The 12,071-nt window shown below is 51.3% G+C and carries 10 protein-coding genes; 3 read left to right on the top strand and 7 right to left on the bottom strand.

What is annotated here, in order from left to right; genetic code table 11:
- On the bottom strand, positions 1 to 426 hold a 426-nt coding region (locus VF260_09390), incomplete at its 3' end, for a LysR family transcriptional regulator (GenBank protein HEX7057391.1).
- Between the two features lie 188 nt (positions 427 to 614).
- On the opposite strand from VF260_09390, the gene VF260_09385 reads away from it, so the two are divergent.
- Positions 615 to 1,592 carry a cation diffusion facilitator family transporter gene (locus VF260_09385; GenBank protein HEX7057390.1) on the top strand — a complete coding sequence of 326 codons (978 nt, stop codon included), beginning with the start codon at positions 615 to 617 and terminating at the stop codon, positions 1,590 to 1,592.
- A gap of 93 nt (positions 1,593 to 1,685) precedes the next feature.
- On the opposite strand, the gene sdhB is transcribed toward VF260_09385, so the two are convergent.
- The 3 genes from sdhB to VF260_09370 are packed head-to-tail and all read right to left on the bottom strand — an operon-like array spanning position 1,686 to position 4,870.
- Complete coding sequence (gene sdhB, locus VF260_09380; protein HEX7057389.1) at positions 1,686 to 2,450, bottom strand: succinate dehydrogenase iron-sulfur subunit; 765 nt, start codon at positions 2,448 to 2,450, stop codon at positions 1,686 to 1,688.
- A 29-nt stretch (positions 2,451 to 2,479) separates the two neighbouring features.
- Positions 2,480 to 4,225, bottom strand: a complete 1,746-nt coding sequence (sdhA, locus tag VF260_09375; protein ID HEX7057388.1) for a succinate dehydrogenase flavoprotein subunit — start codon at positions 4,223 to 4,225, stop codon at positions 2,480 to 2,482.
- A gap of 3 nt (positions 4,226 to 4,228) precedes the next feature.
- Positions 4,229 to 4,870, bottom strand: coding sequence for a succinate dehydrogenase (locus tag VF260_09370; protein ID HEX7057387.1), 642 nt, complete (start codon positions 4,868 to 4,870; stop codon positions 4,229 to 4,231).
- Between the two features lie 222 nt (positions 4,871 to 5,092).
- Here VF260_09370 and VF260_09365 point away from each other — a divergent pair, with 222 nt between their 5' ends.
- A complete protein-coding gene (locus VF260_09365; GenBank protein ID HEX7057386.1) occupies positions 5,093 to 5,983 on the top strand; it encodes a LysR family transcriptional regulator in 891 nt (296 codons plus the stop codon).
- Positions 5,984 to 6,006: 23 nt separating this feature from the next.
- On the opposite strand, the gene VF260_09360 is transcribed toward VF260_09365, so the two are convergent.
- On the bottom strand, positions 6,007 to 7,350 hold the full coding sequence (locus tag VF260_09360) for a TrkH family potassium uptake protein (GenBank protein HEX7057385.1): 1,344 nt from the start codon (positions 7,348 to 7,350) through the stop codon (positions 6,007 to 6,009).
- A 198-nt stretch (positions 7,351 to 7,548) separates the two neighbouring features.
- On the opposite strand from VF260_09360, the gene VF260_09355 reads away from it, so the two are divergent.
- The gene (locus tag VF260_09355; protein HEX7057384.1) at positions 7,549 to 9,141 is read left to right on the top strand and encodes a CPBP family intramembrane glutamic endopeptidase; all 1,593 of its coding nucleotides are present in this window, start codon (positions 7,549 to 7,551) and stop codon (positions 9,139 to 9,141) included.
- Here VF260_09355 and uvrC read toward each other — a convergent pair.
- Positions 9,101 to 10,969, bottom strand: coding sequence for an excinuclease ABC subunit UvrC (uvrC, locus tag VF260_09350; protein HEX7057383.1), 1,869 nt, complete (start codon positions 10,967 to 10,969; stop codon positions 9,101 to 9,103). The two genes, VF260_09355 and uvrC, sit on opposite strands and share 41 nt — an antisense overlap.
- 91 nt (positions 10,970 to 11,060) lie before the next feature.
- Complete coding sequence (gene trxA / locus VF260_09345) at positions 11,061 to 11,387, bottom strand: thioredoxin (protein ID HEX7057382.1); 327 nt, start codon at positions 11,385 to 11,387, stop codon at positions 11,061 to 11,063.
- Between the last annotated feature and the right edge of the window lie 684 nt (positions 11,388 to 12,071).

Here is a 12,071-nt window from a genome sequence, read left to right as displayed (position 1 = left end):
GAGGTCAATCGAACCGTTTTCCACGCTGGCCAAAATTTGCGAAGAAGTCATCGAATGGATGGTCGTTTTGATAAACGGGAACTGGTTTTGAAAATAGGAAAGCACCCTGGGCAAAATCTGAATCGCGATTGAAGTTGTCGTGCCCAATTCAATATGGCCCTGCGGCAACCGCTCCAAATCCGCCAGTTTTTGCTTCAACTCCGCAACGGTGCGCAAAATGATTTGCGCGTGCTCGAGAAAAAGCTTGCCGCCTTCGGTTAAAGTAACAGGCTGCGTTCGGTCAATCAGAACGGTTTGAAACTCTTCTTCCAGACTTTTGATTTGCGCCGAAACGGCAGGCTGCGTCAAATTCAGCATCTCGCCCGCTTTGCGAAAGCTCATGGTGCGGGAAATCATAAGCAGCGTTTCCAGTTGATTAAGATTCATTCCGGCCATCCGCCTTATCAAATGGATTTATCATAAGATAGATATATAAAAATTCTATTTATAATTATAGTCAAATGGCGCGGCGGATTGCAAATGATTGCAGGAAACAGGATGCTGACGTATAATGGTTGCGACAACGGCGTATAAGCCGTATGGCGCAGGCCGCTTCCCGAAATCAGGTGAAAAGCATGTACGATTATCATCATCTTCGCCATCAAAAAGAACAGACCCGGTCCAAAAAAACGCTATGGACCACGCTTTTATTGACGCTTTTTTTTACCTGCGCCGAAATAGCCGGAGGACTGATTTCCAACTCGCTCGCGCTGCTATCCGATTCCGCGCATATGGTATCCGACGTCGTTGCCCTGGCTCTCAGCATGACGGCCATCTATCTGGCGACCCGGCCGCCGGACGCGAAATACACGTTTGGTTTTCTCCGCTTTGAGGTTATCGCCTCTTTTTTAAACGGGTTAACGTTATGCGCCATCGCGATCGGCATTTTCTATGAAGGCATTCATCGGTTCATCGTGCCGCAGAAAGTCGAGCAGGAGCTGATGCTGGTCATTGCCGTAATCGGCCTTGCGGTCAATATTGTGTTGACATACATTTTAAGCCGCAGCATGAGGGAAGAAAACAATCTGAACGTGCAAAGCGCGCTATGGCACTTTATCGGCGATTTGCTCAGCTCAATCGGCGTGATCGCTTCCGCGATCCTGATCTATTGGACAGGATTATCCTGGTTTGATCCGCTCATCAGTATGGTCATCGGCGCCATTATTTTCGCCGGCGGGTTTAAAATTATCAAGGAATCCGGCATGATTTTGATGGAGAAAGTGCCGGATCAATTCGACCTTGACGAAATCCGCGCGGAAATCGGCGCGATCGACGGCGTTGAAGACGTGCACGAATTGCATCTGTGGTCTGTATCCACCGACCATTACTCGCTCACCGCGCATGTATTTATCAGCGAAAAAGCCGAACCGTTTTGCGTAACGCTGGCGGTTACCGAAACGATGAAAGCAAAATTCGGCATTGCGCATACGACCGTGCAAATCGAGCATGCGGCGTTTCATCCGCACGGCGAATACGGCCAAAAATTTTTGCGGCAAAAAGAAGCTTCCGCTGCAGCGGCAAACGCTGGCGCCTCCTTCCCCAAATCCATTTAGGATCTCAGGCAATCAGTTCTCCTTAATAAAAAGGCCTCTCCCGCGCAAACCTTGCGGATTTGCGGGAAAAGGCCTTTCTTGCGCGCGGCAATTTCAGCTGCGCAGCCATTTTTTGAACAGATGCTTCGTTGTTTGCAAGTTGATTTCCGCGATGGATGTTGTGAGCGGAATCCCTTTCGGGCAAGCCTGCACGCAGTTTTGCGAATTGCTGCAGCCTTCGATGCCGCCATCTTCCATTAGCGCATCCAGGCGTTCCTCCGCGTTCATTTTCCCGGTCGGGTGGGCATTGAACAAACGCACCTGATTGATCGCGAACGATCCGATGAAGCTGTTGCGGCCGTTAATGTTCGGACAAACCTCGAGACAAACGCCGCAGGTCATGCATTTTGACGATTCGTAATTGCGCTGCCGTTCCTTCTCCGCCATGCGCGGTCCGGGACCAAGATCATACGTGCCGTCAATCGGAATCCAGGCCTTGATGCGTTTTAATGTGTTGAACATTCTGCTGCGATCGACGATCACATCGCGCAATACCGGGAATTTGCGCATCGGCTCGATGCGAATCGGTTGCTCCAATTTATCTATAAGTGCCGTGCACGCCTGCCGCGCTTTCCCGTTAATCACCATGGAACAGGCGCCGCATACTTCTTCCAAACAATTCGACTCCCACGCAACCGGCGTTGTTTTTTTGCCTTGCGCATTTACCGGATTGCGCTGGATTTCCATCAATGCGCTGATCACGTTCATGTTCGGACGGTACGGAATTTCAAACTCTTCGGTGTACGGTTTGGAATCAGGACTGTCCTGACGGCTGATGATCAGTCTAACCGTCTTTTTGGCAACGGCTGTCTCACCCATGTCCGATCTACTCCCTTCTTGGTTCTTTCTTAGTGTTCTTTTGTATAATCACGTTCCCGCGGCGGGATCAAGGAGATATCCACCGGTTCGTACGAAATTTCCGGGCCGTCCGGCGTGTATTTGGCGATGGTTGTTTTCAGGAAATTTTCGTCGTCCCGCTTCGGAAACTCCGGCTTGTAATGGGCGCCGCGGCTTTCATTCCGCTTGAGCGCGCCGATCGTAATGACGCGGGCTAATTGCAGCATGTTCCACAGTTGGCGCGTGAACGACGCGCCCTGATTGCTCCAGAGCGATTTGTCGGGAAGTCCGACGCGTTTGTAGCGCTCCATCAATTCCTGAATTTTCTCGTCGGTTTCCTGCAGCTTTTTATTGTAACGTACGACCGTCACGTTATTGGTCATCCATTCGCCCAATTCCTTATGCAGCATATACGGATTTTCCGGACCGTCCATTTTCATGATATTGGCGAACTTTTCGGTTTGCCGTTTCAATTCGTTGTTGAACGGAGCCTCCGCCACGTCTTCCGTCGCTTTTTTCAAACCTTTGATGTACTCGATCGCTTTCGGTCCGGCCACCATGCCGCCAAAAATCGAGGACAACAGCGAGTTTGCCCCAAGGCGGTTGGCGCCGTGATATTGGTATTCGCATTCGCCCGCCGCGAATAATCCGGGAATGTTGGTCATCTGATTGTAGTCGACCCACATGCCGCCCATGGAATAATGCACGGCCGGGAAAATTTTCATCGGAATTTTCCGCGGATCGTCGCCCATAAATTTCTCATAAATTTCGATAATCCCGCCGAGCTTGACGTCCAGCTCTTTCGGATCTTTATGGGACAAGTCCAGATACACCATGTTCTCCCCGTTGATGCCGAGCTTCATATCGACAACGACGTTGAAGATTTCCCTTGTCGCAATATCGCGCGGCACAAGATTGCCGTATGCCGGATAACGCTCTTCCAGGAAATACCACGGTTTTCCGTCTTTATACGTCCAAATGCGTCCGCCTTCGCCGCGCGCCGATTCGGACATCAAGCGCAGCTTGTCGTCGCCGGGAATTGCGGTCGGGTGAATCTGGATAAATTCGCCATTCGCATAGTAAACGCCTTGCTGATAGGCCGCGCTTGCCGCTGTTCCGGTATTGATGATCGAGTTCGTCGATTTGCCGAAAATAATGCCCGGACCGCCGGTTGCCAAAATGACCGCATCCGCTTTGAACACGGATATTTCCATCGACCGCAAATTTTGCGCGGTAATGCCGCGGCAAACGCCGTCATCGTCAATGACCAGCGATAAAAATTCGTACTGCTCATATTTGGTGACAAAGCCTGCCACTTCATGACGCCTAACCTGCTCATCCAGCGCGTACAACAATTGCTGCCCGGTCGTGGCCCCGGCGAATGCCGTGCGATGATGTTTTGTGCCGCCGAACCGGCGGAAATCCAGCAATCCTTCCGGAGTGCGGTTGAACATGACGCCCATGCGGTCCATCAGATTGATGATGCCGGGAGCCGCCTCGCACATCGCCTTGACCGGAGGCTGGTTGGCCAAAAAGTCGCCGCCGTAAATGGTGTCGTCAAAATGAATCCAGGGGGAATCGCCCTCGCCTTTCGTGTTCACCGCGCCGTTAATTCCGCCCTGAGCGCAAACGGAATGCGAACGTTTTACCGGAACGAGCGAGAACAGATCAACGTGGACTTCCGCCTCCGCCGCCTTAATGGTTGCCATCAAACCGGCGAGACCGCCGCCGACTACAATCAGTTTAGTTTTTGCCACGTTCTACACTCCTTTCGTGAAAAAGTCGGGATCTCTAAAGCCAAGCGCCGCCAAAATGCCGACAAGCGCAAACACGACAAAAAATACCATCCAAACAACGGAAGAAATGCGCTGTGCCCGCGGGCCCACCGTGATTCCCCATTGCGCGAGGAATAGCCACATGCCGTTGGCAAAATGGAACGAGGCGGCCACAATCGCAATGATATACAAGGTCAAACTGACCGGATTGGCGAACACATCCACCATAAGTTTGCCCAAATCTTCATACGCTACATTGCCCAAAGCTACCTGAAGCCGGGTCTGCGCCACGTGCCAGACAATGAAAATAAATGTGATGACACCGGTGACGCGCTGCAATGTATACATCCAGTTGCGATAATAGCCGTATCTGCCGACGTTAATTTGCGACTGGTAGGTCATGTACAGGCCGTATATGCCATGGTAAAGCAAAGGCAGCCAGACCAAAAACAATTCAAGAAAAAACAGGAACGGCAAATGATGCAGCCATTCCACCTGCTTTGTGAACGCCGCATTGCCATTCACCGATTCATAATTGGATAAAAAGTGTTCAATCAGAAAAAAACCGATTGGAATAACACCGAGCAGCGAATGGATTTTGCGGGCGTAGTAAGAATTGTAAGCCATACTGCGCTGTTTCCCTCCTCAAAAATTAGTTTCGGTAACACATATTCTTCCAAGCAAACCTGTACTTCCATGCATTCAAGCCAGGATTTTGTGAACAATTTGTGTCCTGTACCAGTTTACACCTAACTCGCTTATAATGGAATTGCCGATATATTATAATCTGTTATAAACAAAACATATATGCAACGCGATGAAAAAGAATTGGTTTAACGGGGGACAGCTATGATTGAGGATTTGGAGATTTTTGCGACCGTAGTGGAATTATCCAGTTTAAACAAGGCTTCACGCGTGCTGAACCTTTCCCAGCCCGCATTATCGCGGAAAATCCGCCTGCTGGAAGAAAATCTGGGGATCAACTTGTTCACAAGACGCGGCAAGAGGCTGGAATTGACGGAATCCGGGCGCATCGCTTACGACTTCGCCCTGGAGTTCAGAATGCTGCAAAAAAGATTTGCGCAGGAACTTCTCCGCCACAATGGGTTGGACAAGGAAAGCCTGACGCTGGGGGCGAGTCTGACCACATTGCAATCGACGTTGCCCGATGTCATTTCGCTTATGCGGCAATATGACGCCACAACCGATATCAAGACGGTAACCGGCAAAACGCATGAAATCGTCACGCTGGTCAAGGAGAAAAAAGTCGATGTCGGTCTGGTCGCGTCGGCCATTTCCGACCGCTCGCTAAATTGCATTCCGCTGTTTGACGACCATCTCACGCTGGTCGTGCCGCAGCGCCATCCGCTGGCAGCCGTTGGCGAGGCGAAAATCCGGGATCTCAACCGGATGCCGATGATCGTATTTTCCAAAGGCACCTGGTACCGCATTCTCATGGATGATCTGTTTCACCGCTATTCCGTCATGCCGGAAATCAAGATGGAAATCGACTCGTTCGAAGCCATCTTGCGGCTCATTGCCACTTGCCATCTGGCGGCCTTGCTGCCGGAATCCTATTTGCGCCAAAATATGCTTGACGACAATGGACTCGCGCAAGTCCTGATCGCCGAATTGCGGCAAACCGTGCGGACAACTTCGTTGATTTACAACGATCCGGACACGCTGAATGACGCGGCGATCCGCTTTATCCAGCTGGTTCAGCGCCAATATGCGAAATAATTGCTTATCCGCTGATCCGACGATCATCCGATGATGATCTTCCCTTCGGGATGGCGGTACAGCTCTTTCGGCGTCTTTTTGTTCAAGGCGTACACCATTGTGAGCGGACCCAAACGGCCGATAAACATCATCAGCATGATGATAATCTTGCCGAAAACCGTCAAAGTCGGCGTCAAGCCCATGGACAAGCCGACCGTGCTGAACGCCGAAGTCGCTTCAAACAAAATCATCAAAAATTGGTGGTCTTCCGTTGTGGACAGCACCATCGCCCCGAGAATGATCAAAAACAACGAGAACAGCGTAATCGTCAGCGCTTTGTAGATCCGGTCCTTGCCCAAGCGGAAGCGAAACAGCACAACATCTTCCTTGCCGCGGAACATCGCGATCATCGCCGCTATCAGCGCGGCAAAAGTAGTCGTTTTGATCCCGCCGCCGGTTGAACCCGGGGATGCGCCGATAAACATGAGCAGAATGAGGAAAAACTGCGAAGCTTGCCGCATGTCGGCGATATTAAGCGTATTTGCTCCAGCCGTCCGCGACGATACGGACTGGAAAAATGCGGACAGAATTTTTCCCGACCAGTTCAGTTGCCCGGACGTTTTGGCATTGCTGAATTCAAAGATGAACAGGACGATAGCTCCGAAAAGAATCAGAAAAACGGTGGTCGTTAGAGCGACTTTGCTGTGCAGGGAAAGCTTTTTGCGGTAACGAGACCAATCGACAATCTCCGCGAGCACGACAAAGCCGATTCCACCCGTAAAAATCAAAAACATGGCCATTATATTGATTACCGGATCGGCGGCATATTCCGCCAGGCTTTTAAATTCGCCAAACAGATCGAAACCGGCGTTGTTGAACAGCGAAACGGCATGGAACACGCCAAAATACGCCGCATCGCCAAAACGCATATCGAGCGACCAGCGAAGCGTCAACACAACCGCCCCGACCGCTTCAATCGTTAATGAATATAAAATGACTTTGCGGATCAACCGCACAATGCCTTCCATACTGGTCTGGTTCATGGCCTGCTGCAGAACAAGCCGTTCGCGAAAGGTGATCCGCTTGCGCAGCATGAACGCAAACAGCGACGACATGGTCATGAAGCCCAGACCGCCGACCTGGATAAGTAAAAGCAACACGATCTGCCCGAAAACGCTGAAATGCGTTCCCGTGTCGACGACGACAAGCCCCGTCACGCAAGTTGCCGAAGTCGCCGTAAAAAACGCGTCAATCAGCGGAAATGCCTTGCCGTCCGCGGACGATACAGGCAGCGACAGCAAGATGGCGCCCACGAAAATGATCAGTGCAAATCCCGAGACGAGAATTTGCGGCGGCGACAAACTCAGATTGCGATGCAGCGATTTCATGTCCCGACTCCTTACCCGCGGCCAAACCCGAACTCAATCCGCCATTATTCGACCGCTTTTGCGGCATCTTTTACCGATTCTCTTATTTTATCTAACATCTCCATCCTGTCAACAAATGAAATGAGGAATAAATTGGCATAAGTGAAGCATTTTATGGTAATTTAGAACTGGAAAATAACAGGACCAAGGAGCAATCACATGACTTCTGTGCGCAAACCGTCGCGGTTAGCGAAAAATGGGGAAGCGTTCGTATTGATTTTATTGGCGATTGTTGGCGCGGTCGTTTTTTTCGCGTTGAATGCGGATGAAAATAGCGAGGAAGTGCAACCGGCCATATCCAGGGAAAAAGCGGCGGCGCATGCGGCGGATTTTCTGCGCAGCCAGTTTGCGGTGCATGCGGATCAATCATTCGTTGTGTTCCAATCGCATGATCGCTTAAGCGGTTATTTGCAAAAAGAACATTTGACGGAAGCATTCGCCAAGACGTATCCCGATTTCCCGATCGACTACTATGAAGTGGAACTTGCCGATTCCGCCGGGAAAAAGAAATATAAAGCGGACGTCGACATCCGCTCGGGAACGGTCTTCGGCTGGGCGCAAACCGGCGGCGTAGGTGATCCGGTTAACGCGCCGGATCCGAATATGGCCAAGTCCTGGCTTGCGGCCATGGGTTATGACCCCGCGCGATTTGCGGCATCCTTTCAACAATCGGACGGTTTGTGGGTGTTCACGGACAAGAAGGAACAAATTGGCCAGGCGTATTTGCAGATCCGGATCGCCATGCGGGGAAAGATCCCCGTGGAATTCTCCCCTTCATTCGTTTTGCCGCAATCGTTTACGGGCTGGATGGACCATCAGCAACAATCCGCCGAACGAATCGGCATATTGGGCTTGCTTGTTGGCTTGCTGCTTACAATCGGCGCCATTGCAACCGCCGTAATCCGCAAGCGGTTCATTTCGTTTCGCAGAGGGTTATTGCTGACGTTGGCGTTTGTTGCCATCTACGCAATTTATAATATCAATGCGTACCCGGGAATGCGCGCCATGACGGACAACAGCCTGTACGGAACGTTAGCGGTCGTGTTCAACCAGATCACGATTCTGTTGATGGGGACGTTAACATATTTGGCGTTGACGGTGGGCGACAGCCTGTGGAAAAGCTTCGGCAAAAAAGTATGGCCGGCATGGCGGGAACCCGACTTTGGCAACCAAACCAGGCGCGCCATGCTGCGGGGTTATGCGATTGCCGCCATCATTTTGGGCATTCAGGCGGTCTTGTTCGCTACAGAAGGCAGGCTTTTTGCCGTTTGGTCGGTCGAAGACCCGACAAGTTCGATCTATAATTTGTTCTGGCCCGCCTTGTTCCCGCTTTTGGCATGGGCTGCGGCCATTTCCGAAGAAGCGGTTTACCGGTTGTTCGGCATCGCCCTGTGCAAAAAGCTGTTCCGCAACACCTTCATCGCCATGCTGATCCCCAGCTTTTTCTGGGCAATGTTGCATGTCGGGTATCCGTTTTACCCTTTTTATACAAGACTCATTGAGGTCACTATACTCGGCCTGTTTTTCGGTTTGGCTTTTTTGCGCTATGGTTTGCTGACCTCGCTGTTCGCGCACGCCAGCATGGACTCGGTCTTGATGGGGATTTCCATCATGTATTTGGGCGGAACGCTCAATGCGCTTACGGGAGTCGGCTACCTCCTGTCACCGGCGTTGATCGCCCTGTTCATCAAATGGCTGCACGACCGAAAGGTCAGGAATGGTCCTCCATTGCGTCCCGCAACGCTTCGATAATGCGGCGGCTCAATTGGTCGCCAAATCCGAGCGGGCGGAAATCGTCCAATGTCGCCTCGCGGATTTTTTTGACGGAGCCGAAATGGCGCAGCAACTCTTTTTTGCGTTTGGCGCCGACGCCCGGTATGGCGTCCAGCATCGAATAAATCATCGACTTGCCGCGCGTTTCGCGGTGGAATGTGATGGCGAACCGATGCACCTCATCCTGAATGCGCTGCAGCAAATAAAACTCCTGGCTATGCCGGGAAAGCGGGATGATTTCCGGAGGATCGCCCGCCATCAATTGCGAAGTTTTGTGCTTGTCGTCTTTAACCAGACCGCAAACCGGAATCGCAATTCCCAACTCATTCTCCAGCACATCGATAGCCGCCGCGATTTGCCCCTTGCCGCCGTCAACGATAATCAGATCGGGCATGGGCAAATTTTCTTTCAATACGCGCTCATACCGTCTGCGGATAACTTCGCGCATGGTGGCGACATCGTCCGGCCCACTGACCGTTTTTATTTTGTATTTGCGGTATTCTTTGCGGTCCGGGCGGCCGTTCGTAAACACCACCATCGCGGAAACGGGATGCGTCCCCTGGATGTTGGAGTTGTCGAACGCTTCAATGCGCCGCAAATGCTCAAGGCCGAACAGCTTCGCCAAATTGGCGGCAGCCTTGTCCGTGCGGCTTTCATCGCGTTCCATCATGAGAAACTTCTCGGCAAGCGCCATTTTCGCATTGTTCTCAGCCATTTCCACCATTTTCCGCTTCGGCCCCCGCTTTGGCATGCGCACGCGCACATGCAGCCAATTTTCCAGAGCGCTTATGGTCTCGGCTGCGCCGGATTCGCTTGCGCCCTCTTTCTCCGCGCTCTGTTCGGGCGGCGCGGGCAAAAACAATTCACTTGGCAATGCGGGATTTTCGCTGTAATACTGCGTCACATAGGTGATAAAATCGTCGTATTCCTCGCCATAGAAAGGAAAAACGGAAGCATGCCGCTCAATCATTTTTCCCTGGCGCATATACAGTACCTGGACGCACATCCACCCTTTATCCACGGCATAACCGAAAATGTCGCGGTTTGCGGCGTCCGGGCTGGAAATCGTCTGCTTTTCCATCACCGTATCGATGTCGGCAATCACATCGCGCAGTTCCTTCGCCCGTTCAAACTGCAACTGTTCCGCGGCTTCATGCATCTTTCGCGCCAAATCCTGTTTGATTTCTTCATGGCTGCCCTGCAGAAAGCGGACAACCTCCTGCACCATCCGTTCATATTCGTTCTTGTCGTAACCGAACACATACGGACATACGCACTGTCCGATATGATAGTAAAGGCACGGTTTCTTGTCATTCCGGCCGCATTTGCTTAACGGCACCAGCCGATCCAGCAGCTTTTTGATTCGCCGGGCGGCAAAGACGTTCGGATACGGGCCGAAGTATTTTGCCTTGTCTTTCCGCACTTGCCGGGTGATCTCCAGGCGCGGGTACTCTTCATTCGTAATTTTTATATACGGATAAGTCTTGTCATCCCGCAGCATCACATTGTAGCGGGGGTGGTATTGCTTGATCAGATTGCATTCCAGGATCAAGGCTTCCTTGTTGCTTGCGGTGACAATGTATTCAAAATCGCAAATATCATTGACTAGCAGCTGTGTCTTGGCGTTATGAGTGCCGGTGAAATACGAGCGCACCCGGTTTTTCAGCACTTTCGCCTTGCCCACATATATGATTTTGCCGTCACAGTTTTTCATCAGATAACAGCCGGGCTTATCCGGCAATAACGCGAGTTTCTGCCGAATTGTTTCCAGCCTAAGTTTCGGGTCGTCTATTTTTTCGGGCGGCATCCGGTTTCACTCCGTTTTTCAAATGCTTAAAAACCGCTCTCTCTGAAGCGAAGGAGCGGTTTTTTTGAAACAACTTGCACCCGGTAAAATCTTAGCCAATATGGCGGGATAGCACATTTTTCAAAGCGTCCTTGGATTGAAAACCGATCACTTTATCAACGGGTGCGCCGTTTTTAAACACGATCAATGTCGGGATGCTCAAAACACCAAAACGCGAAGCCGCTTCCGGGTTGTCATCGACATTGAGTTTGGCGATCTTTAATTTTTCGCCGATCTCTCCGTCCAATTCTTCCAGCACGGGAGCGATCATTTTGCACGGACCGCACCAGGGCGCCCAGAAATCGACCAGCACCGTTCCCGAGTCCTGCGACTCAACTTCGGACTTGAACGTTTGATCGGATACATTTACGATAGCCACTCTCCAGATTCCTCCTTTTGCAACAACTGAATAGCCTCTTTTATCGGCATCTAAAGTATACCACAATTTATGCCAAAGTCATAACCGGGCGCCAGTCTTTTCCGCCAACCCGCTGCCGGCACAGCATCAGCCTCTGTTGTACGCACGTTCTGGCGTTTTCCCCCGCTAATCCGTTGCACGAACGTTCTAACGATCTCCCCCACGTACGCTCTAACGTTTTTCCACACGTACGCTCTGGCGTTTTCCTCCACGTTACGCTCTAACGTTTTCCTCCACGTTACGCTCTAACGGACGCCAGTGACGTTAACAGGCGGTTTTTTGCGCTTTCAAATTTCTAAACGGACGTCATTGCGCCTATTTGCCTATTTTCATGGCTTTGGAGCCGAATTTTGCCCAAATAACGGCACCAGCGTCCGTTAAAATTTCAACAAGCCGTTTTTTCGCAAAATAACGGCAAATACGTCCGTTAGCGCAACCGGCAGGGAAAATACAGCCGTTTACGCAACCGGCTGGGGCAAAACGTTTGCGCGGACACAGGGGCAAATACGATCGTTTGCGCAGACAGCAGCGACAACTACGATCGTTTGCGCGGGCGGCATGGACAATGCGCCAAAAGACCTTTGCAATCGCACGGCATTTTGGGTTATACTACTGCTATGGCGTTTAAATAGTCCGTATGATTTT

Source organism: Bacilli bacterium (genome assembly GCA_036381315.1).
GTDB lineage: Bacteria > Bacillota > Bacilli > Paenibacillales > KCTC-25726 > DASVDB01.
Note: the sequence above shows the minus strand (reverse complement) of the source record. Positions and strands in the feature narration are given on the sequence as shown.